The sequence below is a fragment of the Parabacteroides massiliensis genome, from assembly GCF_900155425.1.
In the GTDB taxonomy this organism is placed as follows: domain Bacteria; phylum Bacteroidota; class Bacteroidia; order Bacteroidales; family Tannerellaceae; genus Parabacteroides; species Parabacteroides massiliensis.
The window spans coordinates 809,286-833,474 of record NZ_LT700190.1 but is presented as its reverse complement, the minus strand read 5'-3'; the positions used below and the strand labels follow the sequence as shown (position 1 = coordinate 833,474).

Genomic DNA, 24,189 nt, shown 5'->3' with positions numbered 1-24,189 from the left:
TTACACATGCAGATTACATAGGATAAGATTCTTTCTATGTATATACTAAGAATATTAACATTTGGTCAATTCTAAAAGTATGAACTATTTTTATTTGTTACTCTCTTTCCTTTTAGGATCCGTTGTTTCTGTTTCGGGACAGGAAAGAATAGCTGTCTGTAATCTGCGGTGTGAATATTTGGAAGATCCGGTTGCGATAGAGAATGGGAAGCCTTTGTTGAGTTGGCAATTGCAATCCTCAGGGCAGGTAAAAAGCCAAACGGCCTACCGTATTCTCGTGGCAAGTTCTCCTTCCTTGCTGGCTGATGGGAAAGCGGATTTCTGGGATTCCGGAAAAATAGCCTCTTCCCGTTCCAGCCAGGTAGGATATGAGGGAAAAACGCTTGATTCCAGGCAAACGCTTTACTGGAAAGCGATGGCTTGGGATGAAAAGGGAGAGGCTTCGCCTTGGAGCGAAACAGGGAGATGGACGATGGGGTTGTTGAAACCGTCCGACTGGAAAGCCCGGTGGATCGGCAACAGGGAGGAGTCCTATCCGGATTCGACGTTGACCACTCCGGCTCCTTATTTCCGTAAAACATTCCGGATAACCAAGCCGGTCAAGCAGGCGAAAGTCTACATATGCGGGCTGGGTTTTTATGAGATGTACCTGAATGGCAAAAAGGTAGGCGACCAGGTATTGGCTCCTGCCGTTACCAATTTCGACCGCCGCCCGCTCAAAAAGATGTTGTATTTCTTTGACGACCAATCTACCCAAAGGGTTCTCTACAACACGTTCGATGTCACGCCTTTGATACAAAAGGCGGAGAATACGGTCGGGGTTTTGTTGGGAAACGGCTGGTATAACCAGCGTGACCGGACGGTGGAAGGCTGTATGTGGTACGACACGCCCCGGCTGTTATGCCAGTTGGAGATAGAGTATGCCGATGGATCGACGGAGCTGATCGCTACGGATGATAGCTGGAAGACAACGACCGGCCCTTTACTGCATGACGCCATATTCACAGGTGAAAAATATGATGCCCGGCTGGAGTTGGACGGTTGGAACCGGAACGGGTACAAGGATTCTACCTGGAAGAAAGCCCTTCTGGTTAGAGCGCCGGAGGGCAGTTTGCATGCCCAACTTGCCCCTCATGAGAAAATAACCCGGACATTACAGCCGGTAAGCTGCGAACAGAAGAACGATTCCACTTATTGGTACGCATTTCCGGAAATGATTTCCGGCTGGGCACATATAAAGGTGCAAGGTAATGCCGGTGACCGGATCAAACTTCGTTTTATCGGCGAGGAAAAGAATGATTTCGGCCAGATAGACCTCTATACATTGCGGGGTGGCGATGTGGAACAATGGGAACCGCGTTTCACCTGGCACACGTTCCGCTATGTCGAAGTCATATCCCAACAGGTCAAGATGAACAAGGAAAGTCTGATTGCGAAAGTCGTGCATACCGATCCGCAACCTGCCGGTAGTTTCAGCTGTTCGAACGAATTGTTTAACAAGATCAACGAGGTCTACCTGCGGACACAGAAGAACAACTTCCACGGCAGTATCAGCAGTGACTGCCCGCACCGGGAGCGGTTGGCCTATACCGGAGACGCGCAGGTGGTTGTGGAAAGTTCCATCTTATCTTTCGATATGGCCCAGTTTTACCGGAAATGGTTTGACGATATGGAGGATGCCCGGAATCGGAAAAGCGGCTATGTTCCGCATACGGCTCCCTTCGGTGGCGGAGGCGGCGGTCCGGCATGGGGTTCAGCCTATGTGATCATGCCTTGGGCCTACTATTGTTATTATGGCGATACGGTTTTGTTGAACCGCCATTATGAGGGTATGAAACAATGGGTTGCTTATCTGGGAACGAGAACCGACGCCCGCGGAATTGTTGTCCGGGAAGAACCGGATGGCTGGTGCCTGGGAGATTGGTGTGCACCGGGAAAAAGGAATATGGAACTTCCCGAACCTCTGGTCAATACGGCTTATTACTATCATTCGGCAGACTTGATGTCGAAGGTGGCAGCCGTCTTAGGGAAGGAGGAAGACAGGCTACACTTTGACCGGCTGTGCACACGGATCAGACAGGATTTCAATACGGTCTTTTTCAACCCGTCGACCCATCATTATTGGGAAGGACGACAAGGTGCGGATGTGTTCCCGTTAGCTTTCGGAATGGTGCCGGAAGGTGAAAAGAAAGCCGTGTTCGACGCTTTGCTCGCTCATCTGGACAGCATAGGAAATCATTTCGACACTGGTATCATGGCAACACCTCTGCTTCTGAAAGTATTAAGCGATAACGGACGTGCCGACATCGCTTTCCGGTTGATGAACCAGCGCGAGATACCGGGGTTCGGGTATGTGATGGACGACCGGTATTCTTGTTTGTGGGAACGGTGGGAAGGAAAGGCTTCCTGTTGCCATCCGATGTTCGGCAGCGTAGTGGCCTGGTTTTACCGGACACTTGCCGGGATCTGTTATGATGAAGCGGAGCCGGGCATGAAACACACCACCATCGCTCCTCAACCGGTAGGCGGCCTCACTTATTGCAGCGGATCGTATCAATCCTTGTACGGCCTTGTCCGCTCAGACTGGCGGATAGAAGCGGATTCGTTCGAATTGACAGTCGAGATACCTGTCAACACGACTGCTACAGTCATTCTGCCGGACGGCAAGAAATACAGGAATGTCGGATCAGGCCTCCATCGGTTCGCAACCAAACATGTTGCTCATACAGCCATACAGGAAAACAGATGATATCCGAATCACAACTACCCAAACGCCTTGCTTGACAAAATTCGGATCAAATACAAGAATAACCAAAAATGTTTCCGTATTTTTGCCGAAAATTTATAACTATGCCGATATTTTTTGTTGTCCTCTTCAGTATCTATCTTGCAGGGAACTTTTATATATTCAAGAGAGGAGCTGAGGCCTTGGTTGCCCAGCCTTTCGGAGTCAAGATTCTATTAGCAGCACTGTTCTGGTGCGGAGCTTTGTCGTTTATCGGTAGTTTTTGGATTCAAAACACCAAATTGCCGATTACTTTGGCTCATACGACACACGAAATAGGAACCGGTTGGTTGGTTTTCACACTCTATATGGTATTGTGTCTGGCCGTATTCGACTTGTTCCGACTTTTCAACTTCTCATGTAAATATGAATTTTACATATCCTTATTTTTGACACTCAGCCTATTAAGCTACGGATACTACAACTACCAACATCCGAAGACAGAAGTTTTCAACATAGTTATCAACAAGCCGGCGGTTCATTATGAACAACCGTTGAAAGTCGTTTCCGTCAGTGATATACATTTAGGATACGGGACAGACAAAGAAGAACTCAAACAATATGTCGAGATGATCAACGCACAGAAACCGGATCTGATCCTGATAGGCGGCGACCTGATCGACAGCAGTGTAGTCCCTCTTTATGAAGAAAAGATGATGGAAGAGCTGGCTGAACTAAAAGCACCTTTAGGAATCTATATGGTTCCGGGAAATCATGAATACATCAGCGGCATACGGAAAAGCATGCAATTCATAAACGAAACACCGATACGCCTATTGAGGGACGAAGTGGTGACACTACCGGGTGGCATACAAATAGTCGGTCGGGACGACCGCAGTAATAAATCCAGGTTATCTTTGCAAGAGTTGATGAAAAACATTGATCCGGCAAAACCTGTTATTCTTCTGGACCATCAACCGTACGACTTGCCGGATACGGAAAGTGCGGGTATCGACCTTCAGTTCAGCGGGCATACGCATCGCGGACAGGTATGGCCGATCAGTCTCGTCACCGACCGCCTGTTCGATCAAAGTTATGGTTACCGCAAGTGGGGAAACAGCCACATATATGTTTCCTCAGGACTGTCGCTTTGGGGACCGCCTTTCAGGATCGGGACCGACAGCGAGCTTGTCGTATTCAACATTCTCTGTAAATAGTTTGCAGGCATGAAGGTTTTTATTCAATCGATAGTAGCACAGATATTACTGAATCCTTATATCTTCTGGCGAGGGTATCAGGCAATCCCCCCCAAAAAGAGCTGGCGGATTCCCTATATTTTGTTTTTTATCCTTGAATTATCCCTCTTCTTCTTCGGTTTTACATTTCGTAATGTGTTGCCGGATTCTGTCATGATTGCCATTCAATATATTTGCAACACCTGGTATATCGCATCTATTTACATCACGCTTTCCTTGTTGGCTCTGGAAGTGCTCCGGCTCGGCAACCGTTTCTTCCATTGGTTTCCAGGTTGGATGACGAGACACTGGAAACAGACAAAACTCATTCTGTTCTTTTTGATTCCGGCAGCTGTCACCGGCCTGATGTTTCATGCTTACCATGCCGTCGCCTATCCGGTTGTCAAAGATGTGTATGTCACCCTCCCCAAAGGAAGCAGCGACCGGGACAGCATGACGATTGTCATGATGAGCGATCTTCATATCGGGGAAGTGATCGGCAAAGAACTGGTACAGCGATACGTGAAGATGAGCAACGAACAACATCCCGACATGGTCGTTCTGGTAGGTGATATCATGGATTACGAATCCCGTTTTGCTGAAAAAGCCCGTATCGAAGAGGATTTGAAACAACTGAAAGCCCCGTTAGGCGTATATGTGGTCTATGGCAACCATGAGTATCGCGCCAACCGCATAGCCAAATACCGCTGGTTGAAGAAAACAGGGGCGACGCTTCTGATCGATTCCGTCGCACGCCCGGACTCTTCATTCTATCTGATCGGCCGGGATGACTATATCAACAAGAAAAGAAAGCCGTTACATGCACTGATGGCAGGCATAGACACGACTAAACCGGTCATCGTGCTGGACCACCAACCTTGGTCGTTTGCCGAAATGACAATGAACGGTGTGGATCTCGGACTTCACGGGCATACCCATAACGGACAACTATGGCCTTACCCCCTTTTAATGAAACTGATCTATGAATGTCCGTACGGCTACCATAAAAAAGGGCCGACCCAGTTTTATGTATCTTCCGGCATTGGGATAGCCGGACCTCCTTACCGGGTCGGCACTGTATCAGAAATGGTTGTGCTGCATATCAAATTTGCGGCTCTTCCGTTTTCCCAGGAGCGGTAAGCGTTTGCTTATAGAGCTCCGGATCACCCAAGACTTCCAACGCCTTATCCAAAACCTCATCATCCTTCAGGCTGTTTATCAACTCGCCTTTCTGGAAATAATAGCGTTTCATGATCTCGGAAGTCAGCAGTTTCTTGATCTGCTCCTTGTTGCGGTCGAAGTCGCGTTCCAAGTCCGGAGTCAGTTTGGCTTCCAAAGAGTTGAAAATGGTGGAGTCATTGTCCATGTAACCTTCAAACTTAGCCACCTCCTTCAGGTTCTTCAACAGCTTTTCGCTCTGCCGGTCGTAAGTGAAATTCTTTTCTTTGGCATACTGCTTGAAAGCCTCGAAATCCTCGTCTGTCACCTCGAAGTCTTCGGGCGAAGCAATTTTCTTGTGTTTCTGGGACCAGTTTGCGACAAAGTCTGTCAAGACAAAATCAGTCACCAGATAGAACATCATAGTCGGCGTTTCCGGTTCTTCTATTTTAAAGTCGGGAGTAATGCCACCTCCATCCCGGACGGGACGTCCTTTGGATGTATAGAAGACAGATGTCAGGCTGTCCGGAATGGCCCCGACACTTCCGTCGGCTTTCCGGTGCGAATAGTCCATCTGCTGGATGCAACGTCCGCTGGGAATGTAATATTTGCTCATCGTCACCTTCACGCTTCCGTTGTAAGGAAGTTCACGGGGAGACTGCACAAGCCCCTTGCCGAAAGAACGCTGCCCGATCAAGACGGCGCGGTCCATATCCTGCAAAGAACCTGACACGATCTCGGCTGCAGAAGCAGAACCTCCGTTAATGAGGACGGCCATCGGCATCACCGTATCGAGCGGTTCGCTTGGTGTACGGTAGGTACGATCCCACTGGCTGATTTTCCCTTTTGTCGAAACCACTTCTTTCCCTTTCGGGACGAACATACCGACAATTTGCGTGGCGCTTTCCAACAAACCGCCTCCATTGTTACGCAAGTCCAAAACCAACGATTTGATATGATGGTTATTTTTCAAGTCTTCGAACGCATTTTTTACTTCCTGAGCACTCTTGTCCGTAAAACCTTTCAAATAGATATAGCCTACGCCATCGCCACGCACGCCATAGTAGGTAACCTGGTTTTCCAAAATCTGCTTACGCACCAGTTCCACCTCACGCGGTTTCTTGTCATACGGACTCTGTATCTTCAATACCATCTTCGTATTGGGAACACCTTTTAGCAGGGCACTCACCTCATCCGAAGATTTGTCGGTCACATCCACCGTGTCGATCGCCAGAATGCGGTCGCCTGCTTTCAAGCCGGCCAAAGCAGCCGGCATCCCTTCAAACGGTTCGATAACATAGACACCACCTTCTTTCCGTTCGCGGATATAAGAGCCGATACCGCCATATTCGCCGGTCGTCATGAATTTCAGTTTATCCATTTCCTGCTCCGGGTAGTATTCGGTATAAGGGTCCAAGCCGCCTAACATGGCGTCGATACCTCGGCGCACCGTTTTCTCGACATCGACCGAATCCACGTAAAACATTTCCACCTCTTTTACCAGAGCGTTAAAGATATCCAGGTTTTTACTGACCTCGAAACGGTTGTCTTTCTGTGCCTGTCCGGGGGTCACACCTCCCAACAGGAGCAGCAAACTGAAAAGAGCTATTATTTTCTCTCGTTGTTTATACATAGAATATTTAGTTAATTAACGACGTAAATGTATATAATAAACGCTTGTCAGACCAATATACTATTTACTTTTAACTTTATTTGTTCCCATTTATCATCCGGAATCTGTGCTCCGATTACATCGATTATGTAGCCGGCCAAAAGCGAGCCGATACGGGCGGACTGTTCCAATGTGGCGCCGACCGACTGTCCGTAAAGGAATCCGGCAGCAAAATGATCACCGGCTCCCGTCGTATCGACCGGCTTGCCGCCTTCAGCCGGGACAGTGAAAACTTGTCCCTTGCTTCCCACCAGGGCGCCTTCTTTTCCTAAAGTGACCAAAGATATCTCCACTTGCTCGGAAAGGACTTTGACCGCTTCGTGCGCTTCCAACCCGGTATAGGTTTCCGCTTCGCTTTCGTTTGAGAAAAGAATATCGACATACTTAGGGATAATATCGTCCAACAGGCCACGGAATGCCTTCACGATATTGAAATTGGAAAGATCGAGAGCGACCTTCAGCCCTAACTTCTTCGCTTTCTGCATAGTAGTACGTACCAGTTCTTCGTTCACCAACAGGTAGCCTTCTATATAAATACATTGGTAAGCGGAAAGCATCTCTTCCGTAATTTCATCCGGTGTGATCGTCGGAGCCGGTCCGAGAAACGTACCCATCGTACGCTCGCCATCCGGTGAAATCAAGACCGTACAGCTTCCGGAAATGCCGTCTGTCTTGGCAAAATAAGGAGAGACGTTCGCTTTTCTCAAGGCTTCTTCATAATATTCGCCTACGGAATCAGAGCCAATCTTACCTATAAATCCCGTATTTGCTCCCAATATTGCCATCGCACGCATGGTGTTACATACCGAACCACCCGGTGCTTGACTGCGTTCAAGTCCTTCCTGCGACTTGCGGATTTTAATCATCTGTTCCTGGTCGATCATATCCATTGTGCCCTTCTGCATCCCTACTTCTGCCAGAACATCATCGCTTTTAAGCCTTAGCAGTACGTCTACCAAAGCATTTCCTAATCCAATCGTATTCATTTTTTCTATTTTTTTTCGCAAAGATATTGCATATTTCAAAAAGAACCTCTACTTTTGCAGTGCAAATTCAGAAAGGGTCATAATTGATACCGGACTGGAAAAACAAATTCTTCCTTAGCTCAGTTGGTTAGAGCATCTGACTGTTAATCAGAGGGTCCTTGGTTCAAGTCCAAGAGGAAGAGCGAAAAAGACATCGGGACAGACTGAAAAAGACATATTCTTCCTTAGCTCAGTTGGTTAGAGCATCTGACTGTTAATCAGAGGGTCCTTGGTTCAAGTCCAAGAGGAAGAGCGAAAGAGAGAGGGATACTTCATAAGAGTATCCCTTTTTTTTATACCCGCAATATATCTCTATGCCCATGATCCATTTGTTGACTACTATCAGTCTAAAAAGTAAAAAGAATTGTATTACCTTTGCATTATGGGAAAGAATAAATTAGCAAAGTTTGACGACATGGCGGGTTATCCCCATGTGTTCCAATATCCGTTTGCGGCCCTTCAAGAGAAAGGATTCGAGCTGAAGGGACACTGGCACGAACGGTTCTTTAAGAATGACAATCCGATCGTACTTGAACTGGGTTGCGGAAAAGGAGAATATACGGTAGGTTTGGGAAAGCTGTTTCCCGACAAGAATTTTATAGGAGTCGATATCAAGGGAGCCCGCATGTGGACTGGAGCGAAAGAATCGTTTGAGGCAGGCATGACGAATGTTGCCTTCCTCCGGACCAGTATCGAACTGATCGCCCATTTCTTCGCAGCCGGAGAGGTAGCCGAAATCTGGCTCACCTTCCCCGATCCGCAGATGAAGAAGGTGAACAAACGCCTCACCTCCACCCGCTTCATGAAAATGTATCGCGAGATACTGGCAGGAGACGGCATCGTACATCTGAAAACAGACAGCAACTTCATGTACACCTACACCTGCGAGATGGTAAAAGCGAACCATTATCCCGTACTGTTCAGCAACGACGACCTGTATCATTCGGGGTTGACGGACGAGATTCTGTCCATCAAAACCTATTATGAACAGCAATGGCTGGATCGTGGGTTGAACATCAAATACATCAAATTTGTTTGTGAAGAACGGGAGGAGCTGGTCGAACCGGACGTAGAAATCGAATACGACCCGTATCGCAGTTTCAACCGCAGCAAACGAAGCGCGTTGGCTTCAGGGAAATAAATTATCAATGGGCAATTGACAATTTCAGAGATACGAATAAGCTATAAATAAATAATAATCATCATAAAAAAGATTATGACACTCTATCCAAAACTAATCATGGACGCGCTGGCCAAGGTGCGTTACCCGGGAACAGGGAAAGACCTTGTGACGATGGGCATGGTTGAAGATAACATTCGGATCGAAGGTAACAAGGTGAGCTTCTCGCTCCTTTTCGAAAAGCCGAACGACCCGTTTATCAAGTCGGTGGTGAAAGCTGCCGAGACGGCCATCCTGACTTATGTAGGCGAGGATGTGGAAATCAAAGGCAACATTACGGTAGATGCCAAACAGGCGGCTCGTCCCGAACCGGACAAACTGCTGCCGGAAGTAAAAAATATCATTGCCGTATCTTCCGGTAAGGGAGGTGTGGGCAAAAGCACGGTAGCCGCCAACCTGGCGGTAGCTTTGGCCCTGCAAGGTTACAAGGTCGGTCTGCTGGACGCCGATATCTTCGGGCCTTCGCAGCCGAAGATGTTCAATGTGGAAGAGGCCCGTCCCTACATGGTAGAAGTGGGAGGTCGTGAACTGATCGAACCGGCAGCCAACTACGGCGTGAAACTGCTCTCCATCGGCTTCTTTGTCAACAAGGAAGATGCCGTCCTCTGGCGCGGCGCTATGGCAAGCAACGCCCTGAAACAGTTGATCGGTGACGCAAACTGGGGAGACCTAGACTATTTCCTGATCGACTTGCCACCGGGAACAAGCGATATCCACCTGACCATGGTGCAGACATTGGCCATCACCGGTGCCATCGTCGTCAGCACACCGCAGGAAGTGGCACTGGCGGATGCCCGCAAAGGAATCAGCATGTTTATGGGCGAAAAGATCAATGTGCCGGTATTGGGACTGGTCGAGAACATGTCCTGGTTCACACCTGCCGAGTTGCCGGAAAACAAATACTACCTGTTCGGCAAAGAAGGAGGCAAACGTCTGGCAGAAGAACTGGACATCCCGCTGCTGGGACAAATTCCCATCGTACAAAGCATCTGCGAAGGTGGAGACAACGGGAAGCCGGTCGCCCTCAATCCGGACAGCATCACCGGTCAAGCTTTCCAGAAGCTGGCCGAAAACGTCGTGAAACAGATCGATTACCGTAACGAGCATTTGGATCCGACAAAGCGGGTGGTTGTTACCAAGAAATAAGGATATTTATGAATTATGAATTATGATTGACGCATAATTCATAATTCATTTTAATTGTCAATTGCTCTCTCTCCCAATCCAACAACTTCTTCTCTATCCGGATAGCTTCCGATTCGAGAAAATCGGCTTTGTTCGACATCCGCCGGACAAACGTTTCATCCTTTATGGATGTCAGATTGATACGGACATTCAGCAAAGCCCCCAACACACAAGTACGAGCCGCCATCATAGCCACACAAGCACCGGTCACGGCATTCCGAACACTTTGTCTTTATTCTGTCAAACGATATAAAGCACGCCATCTTTGATAACCGTGTCCACGATATTCATTCCTACATGGTAAGGGAGGAACTTATAGGAAGGGAACTTCAACAGGATCAAGTCCGCTTTCTTTCCGACATCGATGCTGCCGACCTTCTTCTCCCGCCCCAAGGCTGCCGCTCCATTGATCGTAAGGGCTGTCAAAGCCTCTTCGGGAGTCAACTTCATTTGGATGCAGGCGAGGGCAAACAATAGCGGGATCGAGCAGGAGAAACAACTTTCGGGATTCAAGCCGGAAGCCAACGCCACAGCACAACCGGCGTCTATCATACGCCGCCCCGGAGCATACGGTTTGCCCAGCGAGAAAGTGGTAAGCGGCAATAATGTCGCGATCGTCCCGGAACGAGCCAACCGCTTGATACCGTAATTGGACACGTGCGACAGATGATCGGCACTCACGGCTTTCAGGCGGGCAGCCAACTCAGCACCTCCAAAAGGCCCGATCCCATCGGCATGGAGTTTCAGTTTAAAACGCTGGCTGCGGGCTGCTTTCAGCAGACGCTCGCTTTGTTCGATCGAGAAAACGCCTTGTTCGCAAAAAACATCGCAGAAAGTCACGGAACGTTCTGCACGGACATGCGGTAGCATCTCATCTATTATATAGTCGACATACGCATCCGTACGCCCGGTAAATTCCGGAGGAACGACATGAGCCCCCAGGAAGGTAGACACCACATCCAGCGGATGGTCGTCATTAAGCTCTTTCATTACACGAAGCTGGATCAGTTCTGTAGCAAGATCGAGACCGTAGCCGCTCTTTCCCTCGACAGTTGTCACTCCCATGTCCATCATAGTGTCGAGACGATCATATGCATCTTCGAACAGATCATCATAGCTGGTGCTCCGTGTCGCATTCATCGTATTGACGATACCGCCTCCCCGCTCCATGATCGACATATAGCTGTCTCCCCGCATCCGCCAGGAGAACTCCTCTTCCCGGCAACCGCCGAAAACCAAATGCGTATGACTATCCACAAACCCCGGCAGAAGCGCACGCCCGTAAGCATCTATTTCCAGATAATCATCGACATCCACTTGCCGGAGCACCACTTCAGTCGGCCCCACATGCGTAATAATACCGTTCGAAACGGCAACCGCCCCATCCTCGATCACACCGACGTCAGACATGGCCTTCCCCCTCTTCGCTTCAAAGCCGGAACAGGTCACCACCTGCGATGCGTTCCGTATCAATATCTTTTCGTCTTCCATATTCTATTCCTTCATTTTGGCTTCCAACATTGGTTACTCAGACGTACCTTCCATAACATGACTTTTTAAAGTATTCGCTTACAATCTGTAAGTAAATAGCAGGAGTAAGAGGCCTACAAGATAAGCATTCTCTTTCATCTTGCCAACCGGCATAGTATGTTTAGAAGCACAAAAAGGGCCATTCCCCAACAGGAACAGCCCTTTTTTATCTAATTAAAACGTATTCTTATTTACCTGCTTCGGCAGCCGCTTTCTTATTGATCTTTTTCTTCTGCAATTCGTAAGCGATAGGAGTTGCCACGAACAGAGTAGAATATGTACCGATAATGATACCTAACAAGATAGCGAACGTAAAGCTACGGATCGTTGCACCACCTAAGATGAAGATACACAACACAACAACCAATGTCGTTAATGATGTATTGAACGTACGGGACAGAGTCGAGTTCAAAGCATCGTTGATCACCTGATAACGGTCGCGCTTCGGATACAGGCCGATCGTTTCACGGATACGGTCGAATACGACCACGGTATCGTTGATGGAGTAACCGATGATGGTCAGGATAGCCGCGATGAAGGTCTGGTCGACTTCCATAGAGAACGGCAACACCTTCCAGAGCAACGTATAGAACGAAATGATACATAAAGTCGTCACGGCAACGGAAGCGAATGCACCGATAGAGAACGAGATGTCGCGGAAACGGAGCAAGATATAAGCCGCCATACAGATCATAGCGAATATAACGGCAAGGAATGCTGCGTTCTTGATATCGTCAGCCATACTCGGTCCTACTTTCTGCGAGCTCTGGACAAACTCTCCTGTAAACTGATCCAATGTCGTACCGGCCGGAAGCAATGATTTAACACCTTCGAAAATCTTACTTTCGATTTCCTGGTCGATAGCCGGATCGTTATTATCGATCTTATAGTTGGTAGACACGCGGACCTGGTCGGGAGTACCGATCTGGATAACGCTGACAGAACCTTCCAACTGTGTATCCAACAGATTGCGCACTTCGTCCGTCTTTACGTCCTGAGCGAAACGGATCACATAGTTACGTCCACCGGTGAAGTCGATACCGTTGTTCAGACCGATTGTAGACATGGAGATAGCACCTAAAACGATGATAGCCGCCGGAATCAGATAACCGACTTTGCGAGCTCCGAGGAAGTTGATCTTCGGATTCGTCAACAAATCTTTCGTGATAGAAGTCGTAAAGGTTACGTTCTTCAGTTTATCTTTAGCCAACAGCGCTTCGTAGACAATACGAGTCAGGAAGACAGCCGTCAGGAAGGATGCGAACAAACCGATAATCATCGTCGTGGCAAAACCACGGATAGGACCTGTTCCGAAATAGAACAATACGACACCGGTGATGATAGAAGTCAGGTTTGAGTCGAAGATGGCAGAAAACGCGTTGCTGTAACCATCGGCGATAGCCTTGCTCAATGATTTGCCGGCGCGAAGTTCTTCTTTCGTACGTTCGTAGATCAACACGTTGGCATCGACAGCCATACCCAATGTCAGCACCATACCGGCAATACCCGGCAATGTAAGGACTGCCTGGAAAGAGGCAAGGATACCCATTGTGAAGAAGATGTTCAACACCAGAGCGCCGTCGGCGATCAGACCTGGGATAACTCCGTAGAAGGCACACATGTAGATCATCAACAGGATCAAAGCCAACGCAAACGAGATGACACCCGAGTTAATAGCTTCCTGACCCAAAGACGGACCGACAACGTCTTCCTGCACGATATGTACGGAAGCAGCCATCTTACCGGATTTCAATACGTTTGCCAAGTCTTTCGCTTCTTCAGGAGTGAAATGGCCTGTGATCTGAGAACGTCCGCCCGTGATTTCCACCTGTACGTTCGGAGCAGAATAAACCATATCGTCGAGCACGATAGCAACCGCTTTACCGATATTTTCTTTTGTCAGACGAGCCCATGCTTTAGCACCTTCCGCGTTCATGGCCATGCTGACCTGCTGTTCTGAGCGGCCTGCCTGCTGAACGAAGTCTGCGTTAGCATCCGTTACGACGTCACCACCCAAAGCAGGCGTTCCGTCGCGGTTCGTCATCTTGATTGCATACAGATAGAAATATTGTTCTTTTTCATCGATGGCCTTTACGCCCCATTTCAAAGAAAGGTTACGCGGCAGGATATCTTTCACCTGCTTCATGTTCAGGTATTCGTTGATCTTGGCGATATCTTTCTTATCGGCAATACCGACAACCGGACCGGAAGCCAACTGTCCTCCATACTGGTTGATCTGCAGGATGGCGAACAACGGGTGTTGTTTTGCAAATTCATCCATGCTCTTGGCAGCCTGCGCTTCAGGTTGGTCTTCACCGAGTTTAGCCAACAAAGAATCTGCCTCGTTAGTTGCTTCGGCAGCAGCATTGTCGGTAACTGTTTCTTCTGCGACTTCGGTAACCGTTGTTTCCGAACCTTCGGCAGCAGTATCGTCCGATTTCAGGATTGTAGCCAGCATATTGTCGGCAGCGACCAACTGCTGGTAGATTTCCGGCAAGTTGTATGTTTCCCAGAATTCGAGGTTGGCACTCCCCTGTAACAATTTACGCACACGTTCCGGTTCTTTCACACCCGGAAGTTCGACCAGGATACGGCCGGCTGTTTCCAGACGCTGGATGTTCGGAGATACCACACCGAAACGGTCGATACGGGTACGCAATACGTTAAATGAATTATCGATAGCACTCTTCAGCTCATTCTTCAACACAGAAACGACCTGTGCATCCGTGCTCTGCGGAGTGATTTTGTCTTTCAATTCGAATGTACTGAAAATAGCGGATAAACGGGCGCCATTATCTAACTTCTTATACTCTTCTGCAAACAGATCAATAAAGTCCTTCTGGCTTGTAGCTTGGTGCGCATAGGCCAAATCCAATGCTTTGTTGAAGTTCTCATCCTGGTTGTTGTTTGAAAGCGAGCGAATTACATCAGCCACATTCAATTCCAGAACGACGTTCATACCGCCCTTCAAGTCAAGTCCTAAACTAATTTCCATTTCACGGCATTGCTTGAGCGTATAACCTAGCCATACCTTTTGAGTAGATAACGAGTCCAAATAAGAACTCTCTTTTACCGGATCTCCACCAGCATACTCAGCGGCTTTACTGTTGTAATGTCTTGTCACGAACGAGAATGACAGATAAAACATACAGACAAGCGTAAGTAACACGGCAAAGACCTTTACAAATCCTTTGTTTTGCATTTGAATCTTATGTTTATGTTATTATTCGTTTTTTCACAGGGTGCAAATATAGGCTTTTTTTCTTTGTCCAACAGTAATTAGATTAATTTATTTATCACACTCTTAGTTTATTTCAGCCACAAATATATATCTTTGCCCATATAAAAACATAAGTAAAGAATAACCATGAAGCAACTTTTATTATTAGCACTATTTATCCCGACCCTGCTTTGGGCTCAGGACGATTCCAAGTATTTAGCCGGAGCTGTTCCTCTCGAGAATGGTAAAGTAGTATTTGCAAAAGAGATAAATGCACCTTCTTTTTCGAAAGATGAAGTATATGACAGGATGTTGGACTGGGCGAACGGGTTCTTCAGCGAAGACAATAACCGCGTTGCCTATTCCGACAAAGCCCAAGGCGACATCGCCGCCATAGGACAAACCAACTTAGTGTTCCAAAGCACAGCCCTTTCTTTGGACCGTGCAGAAATGAACTACCGCGTCACAATGGAATGCGAAGACGGGAAGTGCATCATGAAAGTGGCAGGTATCCGCTACGAATATAATGTTTCTTACCAGCGCGAGCCGGAAAAATACACCGCCGAAGAGTGGATTACCGATAAATATTGTTTGAACAAAAACAAGACAAAACTGAACCGCGGCAACGGCAAGTTCCGCAAAAAAACAATCGATTTCATTGACGAAATGTTCGCCTCCGCCTCTGCCGCTTTAGGCGTACAGGCCGCAGCCAACGTCGCTCCGGCAGCATCGGTTGTACCGGCCCGGACTGTGACACCGGCGCCCCAGGTTCCGGCAAAAGAAGGGTATGTGGCTTTTGCCGCCGACAAGATTCCGTCTACCTTATTACAGATATTACCGGAAAGCGACATGCAGGTCGCATCTGCCGGCAAACCGGACACGAAAGAGACTTCTGCCGAATGGAAAGGCACGGGCAATATGTTCGGCAAATCGATCGCCTCGATCGTCATCAGCAAAGACAGTCCTGTCTATAAAGAAATCGGGGACAATGACACATACAGCTTGTCTTTCTTCAAGAAAGGCGAAAACGGAGATCCTTGGCTGGTCATCGACTGCCGCAAACAGGGCGAAACGGCAGAAGGGCAACAGATAACCGTTATCGGTGAAATAATAAATGTATGGATGAAATAATCGGGATAATGATGAAAAAGCTGTTTTTCCTTCTATTAATAATGTTCCCTGTGCTGGCAATGGCACAGGGACACAAAGGGGAAGTCGACGAATGCGCCCCGATGAGAAACGGGAAAGTATGTTATCGCGACACTGTCCATGTGAACGACATGAACCAGGATCAGATATTCGAAGTTATCAGCCGGTGGGCAAAGAAAAACTATGCGAAAGATGTATTCCTGTCGAATGCCAACTCCAAAAAGGCTCAAGGGACTATCAAAGTTTCTTCCAAAGTCGAGATGCTGTTGAATGACACAGATAAGACGATCATCAAATACAAAATGAAGATCAACTGCCATGACAACAGCTACTCGGCGGAAGTCAGCGACATCGTTTATCAATACGACCCTCAGAACAACAAGAAGTTCAAAACGTATCCGGCAGAAAGCGTAATTGCCAATAATGGCAAAAGCAACACGATCGCGTTGATCAAAGACCCGAAGCTGTTCTGCAATGCCACGTTTTTCTTCGTCGAGAACCTGTTTGCCGATATCCTGGACGCAGTGAACGACGCTACAATGTAGACGCTATAATGCAGGAGCCGGATCATCCTTGCCTTTCTCGTCCGGCTTGATAATATTCTTGACGGTTTCTCCGATCGGCAGCTTATCCAATACGCCGAGACTCGGGGCAACCGTCTTCACCAGTTGGTTCAGGAAGTTGCCGGTAGCGCCGTTTCCGCCATCGAATACGGTAATATTGCCGAGGTTGATATGCTCGAATGCCTTAACCTGTTCGCCTGCGATTTCTTTCCACTGGTCGACCATCTTGTACTGGATCGCAATCGCCGGATTCGACTCGGCCGCTTCGACCATCGCGCGGAAACCATCGGCTTCGGCCAGCAATGACTTCTTCTTACCGTCGGCTTCGGCTTCCAGCTTCATGCGGATGGCAGTAGCCTCGGCTTCGGCTTGCGCCAACAAAGCTTTTGCACGTGCTTCCGCCTCACGGATCGTCTTTTCGGCAACGGCATCGGCCTGCAGGATAGCTTCCTGTTTGGCTACTTCGGCCGGAACGATCTTTTGAGCTTTCAGCGCCGATTCGACCTTTTTCGCCTTTGCCTCTTCCACCTCCTTTTGGGCGATCTCACGGGCTGCCTGGACAGCGGCTTCCGAACGGGCGGCGGCTTCACCGGCCTTCTTATCGGCATCCGCCTGCGTCACGGCAAGTTCGGAATTAGAAAGCGCGATATCCTTCCCGGCTTCATTTCGCCCGATAGCCGCTTTCTTCTCTGCATCGGCTTTCTTGATTTCCATATCGGAGTTCAGTTCGGCAATGCGGCTTTCCTTTTCCGTATTGGCTTTCTCGACATTGATGTTCTTCTCGGCTTCCGCTTTTGCCACCTGCGATTCCTTTTCGGCATTGGCTATGGCGACCTGCGAGATACGATCCTTATCAGCATTGGCAACCGAAATTTCCTGCTGCTTCTTGGTTTCGGCAATAGCGATATCCTGGTCCTTGCGGGTTTCGGCGACCTTTGTCTCACGTTCCTTGATCTGGTTGGCTATTTTGATGGCGCCCAGTTTCTCCTGTTCTTCGATGTTGGCTTGCGCCTCGTTCAGGGCCTTACTTTCTGCTTCTTTACCGAGGTTGACGATGTAGTTGGCTGCGTCGCGAATATCACTGATATTGATATTCATCAGATAGAGACCGAATTTACGGAGTTCCGTATCGATATTGTCGCGCACCTTGGACAAGAATTTATCACGGTCGGAGTTCAGTTCCTCGATCGTCATATCGGCAATCACCAGACGCATCTGCCCGTAAACGACATCCGTAATCAGATTTTGCTTGTCTTCATACTGCAGTCCGAGCAGACGTTCGGCTGCATTCTGCATCACTTCGGGATCGGTGCTGATGGCAACCGTAATGGTCGTCGGCACATCCACACGGATATTCTGGGCCGACAAGGCTCCGGTCAGCTTACAATCGATCTGCAAAGGTTTCATGGAGAGAAATTCATATCCTTGAATGATCGGCCATACGAAAGCTGCGCCGCCATGATAAAGTTTGGCCGACTTCTCACCTGAAGTCTTGCCATAAACAACCAACACCTCATCACTCTTACATTTCCGGTAGCGCGAAAGGATGCCGATAAACGAAATGATGACCACCACAACCAGTATAGCGACCATGATTAACATTTCCTGTGTCATAATTTTAATAGATTTGTTATTATTGAATATACATAATTCCCGATTCAAACCTAACGATCACAGCCCTGTCGCCGGTCCGGTATTTCCGACCCTCAAGCGAACGGACATCCATCTCGCGCAAGGCTCCGTTGACAGCAATCTGCACGACATAGCGATCCCCGTTTTGCGTATAGATCGTGCACTCACGCCCCAACAATGCCTCCGGTTTCTCCGGCCTGTTCTCATTCTGCAATTGCCAGGCTTTCTTATACAAGAACCAAAGGACAAGCACGAAGACAAGTCCGACCAGAATGCCGACCACATAAGACGAGATATCCGTTCCCTGCGAGATATACATATACCACCCCATACCGATGCAAAAGTGTGTCAACCCCTTAAAAGAGATTACACTGCCGAGATCAGTATCCATATCGACATCCGTATCAATATCTCCAAAAAAGATGGAAACAATAAACTGAACCAGAAAAATCGCTGTGGCAACAATGGCCACTGTAAGGAAAATTGTGCTTGTCATGATCGCCCGAATTTAAATCAAATATACACTATTTTTTGTTCACATTGTAATTATTCTTCAAATTGTTATGAAAAAAGTTTTTTCACTTCATTTTTCCATTTCATTCTTGAAATCAACATAATTCTAAAAAAGTACTTCTCACTTAAACATACACAGGATATATCCCCCCTTATTGTAAAAATCAATGAAAAAGCGATTGGTTCAAATCGAAACTACTACCGCATCTAATTCGGTTTTATACCCCATATTATTCAAATTACACGCAAGGGTAATATTTTTTAAGAAACTTCATTTTTGATATATCACTAATAATCACACGTTTGCTCAATATCTCCATTTCGGGAGGGGATATTGTCAAACTGTAGTTTCGTACCCTTGCATCTGTTCCTCTTTTCAGGTTATAATAATCATGCAGGTTAAAGAAAGTCTGTGGCTATAATAACTTTATTAGTAATAACATTGTTAGTAATAATAATATTCCATATATGAAAAGAGCATTAGTCAAAAAGGGACTTATAGAGATCGAGAAACGACAAGTTGTCATTCCCGATCCGGTAATGGAAGTGTGGCTAAAAAAGGAATTAGGAATATAATAAATCAAATAATGGTTTGATGTAATAAATCTGAACAATAACCCCTGTTTCCTGCTTTTTCTCTTTCAATCAAAATATCAGAGTATTTTAGTTTGATATTTTGATACTGTTTTTTCTGTTTTGCTGATAAACGGATATATGAGACCGGCAGGAAATGAAAATATATTGTTTAGAGAGAGATAGAAAAGGGATAAACGCTTGCATTTTGGAAAAGCTTAACCTCCTGAGATTTGTCTGTAGTAAAAAAGATTGGTGGCGGCTTTGGATATTTGAAAAGGGATTCCGGCCTTTACGGCCATGAAGACGGTCGTCGTTGAGATGAAGACGGTCGTCGTTGCCGTGAGATGCCGAGATCATCATGTATGAAGACGGTCGTCAAGGCAATGAAGACCGTCTTCATGAAAAAAAACAGTGCACCTCACGGCAAGAAGGCCTTTTTTTAAGGAGAAAAGCCTGGATTTAATACAATTGACAAAAGATACGCTTCTTTGTTAAATAAACAATATTATACAATAAGTGATCTTTGGTAGTGTAATCAGAAAAGGGGGATACGAAACTACAGCCCCTTTGTTTACCAAGATAATTTTATAAACTTATTTTCCCACGGAGCGAAACTTAATGGATTTCCCGGAACCGGGTCTCCTACGACATCACAAACCGTAGTTTTTACAAAGTTGATTTTATCCGATTCTACAGAGAAAACAGCAGGTTTCCCGCCTATCTCGCGCAACTGAAGCATAACGGCATTCTCTCCTTCCACCGGCCGCATGTTTATCAATAACAGATTTTCCGGTACGATCTTGAAAATGGAAGCAGGTCGAAGAGGTTCCGTTTTTTTATCACCGCCAGGCAAAACACGAGTCAAAAACGGAATCCGGTTTTCCCAAGCAAACTTAGTTGCATACTCAATAGAGTTGTCTTTTGAAGAATTGATAAAGTAGCTCCATTGCATCTCTCCCATCTGGTCTGCATTAAAATTGGTTACCCAGTAGTTGTTCATCGGCCATGAATACATATTTGTAGACTGAGGAACAGCACCTGCCTTATAGCGTCCCGTATTGATTGCACCAAATTGCATTAATGGTATTTCTTGACTCCCCATCACGACTTGCGACTCTGCATTACGAGCTGTAACAAAATTCTGCACCGTGTACCAATCGTTAGAGGAACCCGGAATTTGGTCTACGCCCGCTTCAATCGACCCGCCGGGCACATCCAAATGTATTTTTCCATCTTCAATTTCGAACGGGAATGCGATATAGACCGCTTCCGGATCTGTCACCGCCTTTTTACGCAAGCGGTAAACCACTTCTATTTTTTTTGTCACGTTAAACACCCGGAATTCCACCATCAAATTATCCGGTTCACGTCCCGCTTCCGTTTCTCCCCGGAACCGATAGGTGTCCCAAATATCCCCTTTCTCATATTTTTCGAAACGCATCTTTCCCGGACGACGACGGAGAAATTGGGGAGCACGATATTGCTCCATCGGATGACGGCTATCGATAATCTCATAAATAAACTCTCCCATCTCCCATTCCGCATCCGGTGTAACCAATTGCTTGTTCAAATCCTTATCATACAATTTACGAATCGTACCTTTACGGGGATTGAAGTCGATGGCATACCAAGGATTCTCCACATGTGTATCCTTCAAATCCGCAGCCTCCTGCTTTTGCGGGCGTGGCATATCCTTTTTCTTTATATAATACTGCGCATATCCCAAAGCCGGGACATCCTTCACGTAGAAATACCAATAAGTCCCATCCGAACGGTTTTCGCCTGCTTGAGCGGGAATTACATTACCTGCCACATCCACAATCTCAAAAGCTCGATCATCGGGCAAAATCTGATGATCCACATAGGCTTTAGCTATACCACTATAGTTCCAGTTTAGCGTATTAAACACAGCAATAGACGGAATATGGCTTTTGGGTATGAACGATTGTAATATGCCCATAGCGACCTCTCCCAGCAAACCGGAATGGCGATAGGCCTCCCACGCATACGATTGTTTCAAGGAACGTTGTTCCCAAGTTTCCAGCCCATAAGCGTTACGCACGCTCTCACTATGCCCGAAAGTATGCTCATCATAGAATAAAAGTGCTTTGTTGATGTCATAAATACGATCATTGATGTCCGCCGGTAATTGGGCGCCTAAGATTTTAGCGAATGACAACCCGACCTGGTTCGCTATGACATCCGAATGAGTTATACGAGATATGGCGGCTTCACGAGCGCCAGAAGCGAAACCGTCTGTCCACCAATCCGGCCAAGCGCCACGAATCGTCTCGATCCGGTCCGCATATCGGTTCTCGACCGTTTTAAAGAATTCGCTGGCTACCGCTGTGCGCAATTTTGGCCATTCATATTTCTCATTCCATCTTTGCAACATCTCACAACTTTTCGTGGATGGAGGCGCATTATCCGTAAAATAGCCCGAATGTTGAGCTACCAATATATCATACGGATAGTTTTTTGCTTCCATTTGATCCAGATACGTTAATACTCGTTGTTCGAACCGTTCAAAATCATCCGTATGGATACCAAAGAAATTTCCTTGGTTATAATGTTCGGCGCGATAGGTCAGGACCTTCTTTCCTGAAGGAGATTCCCACCAGAATACGGTAGGTTTGTCAAAGCAGATCAAAGCCCGGTGGCCATGGGTCCCCATGTTCACATATTTCACGCCGGCATCCGCGAAATACTCACTGAAACACCAGCCGATACCATTCACGTCGTCTTGCATTGCGACCTCGGCACGCATCCCGTTTTCGCGGAATTGCCTGATCGGATAAAGAGAAGCGGCAAGCGTTTGTTCATCCGGCAATTCGTCAAAATTCAAATACATCGCAGCTAATTCGATACGACCTTCTTTTACTCGCTGTTTCAGGCGGGCGACCTGTTCCGCCGGACGGCATTTCAAATATTCGCTAACCGCCCAAGCGATTTCGCAAGTCCAACGGAATTTAGCGAAATCTGGATATTGATCCGTCGCGTCACAATAATCCAATGCATAATCGATATATCGCAAATGTTCTGCCAAGATTTCCATTTGTGAACGGGTATAACCGATATCGGTATGCGTGTGTTGTACCATATTCATCTGCCAATGGCGAACAGGTTTTACAATAACCGTAGTTTCCTCTTTCTCTTTTCCACAGACCAACGTCAATGGTAATTGGCCTGTAACGGAAACTTCCGGTATCTCCATCAAAAACACATTATCTCCCGACGCCAGTTTCTTCTATGGAACACATGCATTGCCAATTTCTATATGTGTGCCTGTAATTCGTTCTAATTCACGTTTGTATCTTGTAATCCGTTTTTCGAGTAATACTTTCTCGTCTATACCTACTCTTTCCGGATTATAAGTTGTTTGGTTTGCAACCATGGCAAAGAATATCTCGGCTACCTTGTGGGCAGTGGCAATGACTGCGGCTTTACCTCCGGCCCGTGAACGTATTCTGCGGTAGAAGTTCCCCAATTGGTTCTTCGCATTGGCGAGCGAAGAAGCGATACTTCTAAAAATCAACCCGACATTGTTCCGACGGTGTGGCACGTGGCTTGATATTCTTTTTCCTCCTGATATCTTGGTGTTCGGTGAGATGTTGCACCAACAGCAGAACTGTTTGGAAGACGGGAACTTCCGGGTAAAGTCGTGCCCCAGTTCACTCATCAGTTCAAGTGCGGTCAGGTGGCTTATGCCCGGTATCTCAAAAACGTTCACTCCCCACATTTCGTATGCTTTCCTTTCCACGTCGAAGCTCACGGTATGCCTGGTCTTTTTATAATCGCGGCGTTTTTTTGCCGGGCTATATGAAGTATCTTCCACTTTGGCAACCTCCGCACGGTAGTTTTCCATGAGTTTCTCCAGTTCTGCATCGCACTCGCCAAGTTGGGTACAATAATGTTTGAAAGTATCATAGTTTTGTCTGAGGACAAACATGAGGTCTTCTTCCCAGTTGCCCTCAAGTGCCTTGGCTATTTCCTCTTTCGGGGTTTTGCACTGGATGTCAGCCAATTCCGCAAGTTTCTTGGGGTCACGTTCACCTGCAAGAATGGCCTCGATGATACGTATGCCGGATTTTCCCGTGATGTCAGACAGGACAAGCGTAAGTTTTATATTCATCTGCTGCATGGCTTTCTGCATACGCAGGACCATGCTTGAGGCTTCACGGGAGAGGGTGTCACGATGACGGGTAAGTGTCCTCATCCGTTTGGCGTCGTTGTGCGGTTGGAAACTTGCCTTGAGCAACCCGTACTGGTGCAGCAACATCAGCCATTCGGCATCCGACTCGTCGGTTTTCCTCTCCGTTATGTTCTTCACATCCCTTGCGTTGGTCAATACGACATCCAGCCCGTCCTCCTGAAGACGACAGAACAGCGGTATCCAGTACACCCCGGTGGATTCCATTGCGACTGTCTTTATGCCACATTCCCTAAGCCATGCCGAGATGGCATGCAGGTCGGATGTATATGCTCCGAACGCACGGTTGTTGTCCTTGGAGCGGTCAGCAGGGATGCAGACCTGCATGATACCGTCCGCGATGTCTATCCCAGCCGCATCGGGATTGACTATCCGAAGTTCCGCACCTTTGGCGCTCTTGACTTTTTTTGCTTTCTTTGCCATGGTAATATCGTTACTCTTGTTGATGGATAAATGGCATAAGCCATGTCCTGTCGATGAGCATTCTTCTATACGGCCTCTGACGACCAATCTTCGATTCGCAGGACAAGGAGCCATACTCTTTTGTGGGATTGAAAACCCAAGAAAAAAACGGCTTGCTTCTTATGCCTACAGCAAAGGTAACTAAAAACGTTTC

At 47.2% G+C, this 24,189-nt stretch carries 14 protein-coding genes, 2 tRNA genes and 2 pseudogenes; 9 read left to right on the top strand and 9 right to left on the bottom strand.

What is annotated here, in order from left to right; translation table 11 throughout:
- Positions 1–79 precede the first annotated feature (79 nt).
- The 3 genes from BQ9893_RS10840 to BQ9893_RS10825 all read left to right on the top strand — a co-directional run bounded on the left by BQ9893_RS10840 (position 80) and on the right by BQ9893_RS10825 (position 5,100).
- On the top strand, positions 80–2,749 hold the full coding sequence (locus tag BQ9893_RS10840; RefSeq protein ID WP_244155111.1) for a family 78 glycoside hydrolase catalytic domain: 2,670 nt from the start codon (positions 80–82) through the stop codon (positions 2,747–2,749).
- A gap of 101 nt (positions 2,750–2,850) precedes the next feature.
- Positions 2,851–3,942, top strand: a complete 1,092-nt coding sequence (locus tag BQ9893_RS10830) for a metallophosphoesterase (protein WP_075966032.1) — start codon at positions 2,851–2,853, stop codon at positions 3,940–3,942.
- A 9-nt stretch (positions 3,943–3,951) separates the two neighbouring features.
- Complete coding sequence (locus BQ9893_RS10825; RefSeq protein WP_075966031.1) at positions 3,952–5,100, top strand: metallophosphoesterase; 1,149 nt, start codon at positions 3,952–3,954, stop codon at positions 5,098–5,100.
- On the opposite strand, the gene BQ9893_RS10820 is transcribed toward BQ9893_RS10825, so the two are convergent.
- Entirely contained in the window at positions 5,063–6,751 is a 1,689-nt protein-coding gene (locus BQ9893_RS10820; RefSeq protein ID WP_075966030.1) for a S41 family peptidase, read from the bottom strand. The genes BQ9893_RS10825 and BQ9893_RS10820 overlap by 38 nt on opposite strands.
- 47 nt (positions 6,752–6,798) lie before the next feature.
- Positions 6,799–7,776 (bottom strand): adenosine kinase, encoded by a 978-nt coding sequence (locus tag BQ9893_RS10815; protein WP_075966029.1) that lies wholly within the window; start codon positions 7,774–7,776, stop codon positions 6,799–6,801.
- A gap of 108 nt (positions 7,777–7,884) precedes the next feature.
- Between BQ9893_RS10815 and BQ9893_RS10810 the strand changes: the two genes are divergently transcribed.
- From BQ9893_RS10810 to BQ9893_RS10795, 4 genes are all read left to right on the top strand, one after another.
- Positions 7,885–7,958: transfer RNA gene (locus tag BQ9893_RS10810), tRNA-Asn, on the top strand.
- A gap of 36 nt (positions 7,959–7,994) precedes the next feature.
- Positions 7,995–8,068 (top strand) — tRNA-Asn (locus tag BQ9893_RS10805).
- Positions 8,069–8,197: 129 nt separating this feature from the next.
- On the top strand, positions 8,198–8,956 hold the full coding sequence (gene trmB / locus BQ9893_RS10800; RefSeq protein ID WP_075966028.1) for a tRNA (guanosine(46)-N7)-methyltransferase TrmB: 759 nt from the start codon (positions 8,198–8,200) through the stop codon (positions 8,954–8,956).
- A 75-nt stretch (positions 8,957–9,031) separates the two neighbouring features.
- Complete coding sequence (locus BQ9893_RS10795; protein WP_075966027.1) at positions 9,032–10,141, top strand: Mrp/NBP35 family ATP-binding protein; 1,110 nt, start codon at positions 9,032–9,034, stop codon at positions 10,139–10,141.
- Positions 10,142–10,154: 13 nt separating this feature from the next.
- Here BQ9893_RS10795 and BQ9893_RS10790 read toward each other — a convergent pair.
- The 3 genes and pseudogenes from BQ9893_RS10790 to secDF form a co-directional block, all read right to left on the bottom strand.
- Positions 10,155–10,400, bottom strand: a pseudogene (locus BQ9893_RS10790) (cyclodeaminase/cyclohydrolase family protein); the annotation flags it as partial.
- A gap of 20 nt (positions 10,401–10,420) precedes the next feature.
- Positions 10,421–11,671, bottom strand: coding sequence for an imidazolonepropionase (gene hutI, locus BQ9893_RS10785; protein WP_075966026.1), 1,251 nt, complete (start codon positions 11,669–11,671; stop codon positions 10,421–10,423).
- 226 nt (positions 11,672–11,897) lie between these two features.
- Entirely contained in the window at positions 11,898–14,912 is a 3,015-nt protein-coding gene (secDF, locus tag BQ9893_RS10780; protein ID WP_075966025.1) for a protein translocase subunit SecDF, read from the bottom strand.
- A 165-nt stretch (positions 14,913–15,077) separates the two neighbouring features.
- Between secDF and BQ9893_RS10775 the strand changes: the two genes are divergently transcribed.
- Together BQ9893_RS10775 and BQ9893_RS10770 are read left to right on the top strand one after the other, a co-directional pair.
- Positions 15,078–16,061 carry a DUF4468 domain-containing protein gene (locus tag BQ9893_RS10775; RefSeq protein ID WP_075966024.1) on the top strand — a complete coding sequence of 328 codons (984 nt, stop codon included), beginning with the start codon at positions 15,078–15,080 and terminating at the stop codon, positions 16,059–16,061.
- 11 nt (positions 16,062–16,072) lie between these two features.
- On the top strand, positions 16,073–16,624 hold the full coding sequence (locus BQ9893_RS10770) for a DUF4468 domain-containing protein (protein ID WP_075966112.1): 552 nt from the start codon (positions 16,073–16,075) through the stop codon (positions 16,622–16,624).
- A gap of 3 nt (positions 16,625–16,627) precedes the next feature.
- On the opposite strand, the gene BQ9893_RS10765 is transcribed toward BQ9893_RS10770, so the two are convergent.
- The 4 genes and pseudogenes from BQ9893_RS10765 to BQ9893_RS10750 all read right to left on the bottom strand — a co-directional run bounded on the left by BQ9893_RS10765 (position 16,628) and on the right by BQ9893_RS10750 (position 23,996).
- Positions 16,628–18,256, bottom strand: a complete 1,629-nt coding sequence (locus BQ9893_RS10765; RefSeq protein ID WP_075966023.1) for a flotillin family protein — start codon at positions 18,254–18,256, stop codon at positions 16,628–16,630.
- Between the two features lie 19 nt (positions 18,257–18,275).
- On the bottom strand, positions 18,276–18,770 hold the full coding sequence (locus BQ9893_RS10760; protein WP_075966022.1) for a hypothetical protein: 495 nt from the start codon (positions 18,768–18,770) through the stop codon (positions 18,276–18,278).
- A 1,164-nt stretch (positions 18,771–19,934) separates the two neighbouring features.
- Positions 19,935–22,610 (bottom strand): annotated as a pseudogene (locus tag BQ9893_RS10755) (glycoside hydrolase family 38 N-terminal domain-containing protein); the annotation flags it as partial.
- Positions 22,611–23,996, bottom strand: coding sequence for an IS110 family RNA-guided transposase (locus tag BQ9893_RS10750; RefSeq protein WP_075964355.1), 1,386 nt, complete (start codon positions 23,994–23,996; stop codon positions 22,611–22,613).
- Positions 23,997–24,189 lie beyond the last annotated feature (193 nt).

What these genes read in the sequence shown, in the direction of transcription:
- BQ9893_RS10760 (WP_075966022.1), bottom strand. Translation starts at nt 18,770, where the DNA reads ATGACAAGCACAATTTTCCTTACAGTGGCCATTGTTGCCACAGCGATT.
- BQ9893_RS10840 (WP_244155111.1), top strand. Translation starts at nt 80, where the DNA reads ATGAACTATTTTTATTTGTTACTCTCTTTCCTTTTAGGATCCGTTGTT.
- BQ9893_RS10815 (WP_075966029.1), bottom strand. Translation starts at nt 7,776, where the DNA reads ATGAATACGATTGGATTAGGAAATGCTTTGGTAGACGTACTGCTAAGG.
- BQ9893_RS10775 (WP_075966024.1), top strand. Translation starts at nt 15,078, where the DNA reads ATGAAGCAACTTTTATTATTAGCACTATTTATCCCGACCCTGCTTTGG.
- BQ9893_RS10750 (WP_075964355.1), bottom strand. Translation starts at nt 23,996, where the DNA reads ATGGCAAAGAAAGCAAAAAAAGTCAAGAGCGCCAAAGGTGCGGAACTT.
- BQ9893_RS10795 (WP_075966027.1), top strand. Translation starts at nt 9,032, where the DNA reads ATGACACTCTATCCAAAACTAATCATGGACGCGCTGGCCAAGGTGCGT.
- BQ9893_RS10770 (WP_075966112.1), top strand. Translation starts at nt 16,073, where the DNA reads ATGAAAAAGCTGTTTTTCCTTCTATTAATAATGTTCCCTGTGCTGGCA.
- BQ9893_RS10820 (WP_075966030.1), bottom strand. Translation starts at nt 6,751, where the DNA reads ATGTATAAACAACGAGAGAAAATAATAGCTCTTTTCAGTTTGCTGCTC.
- BQ9893_RS10825 (WP_075966031.1), top strand. Translation starts at nt 3,952, where the DNA reads ATGAAGGTTTTTATTCAATCGATAGTAGCACAGATATTACTGAATCCT.
- hutI (WP_075966026.1), bottom strand. Translation starts at nt 11,671, where the DNA reads ATGGAAGACGAAAAGATATTGATACGGAACGCATCGCAGGTGGTGACC.
- trmB (WP_075966028.1), top strand. Translation starts at nt 8,198, where the DNA reads ATGGGAAAGAATAAATTAGCAAAGTTTGACGACATGGCGGGTTATCCC.
- BQ9893_RS10830 (WP_075966032.1), top strand. Translation starts at nt 2,851, where the DNA reads ATGCCGATATTTTTTGTTGTCCTCTTCAGTATCTATCTTGCAGGGAAC.
- secDF (WP_075966025.1), bottom strand. Translation starts at nt 14,912, where the DNA reads ATGCAAAACAAAGGATTTGTAAAGGTCTTTGCCGTGTTACTTACGCTT.
- BQ9893_RS10765 (WP_075966023.1), bottom strand. Translation starts at nt 18,256, where the DNA reads ATGACACAGGAAATGTTAATCATGGTCGCTATACTGGTTGTGGTGGTC.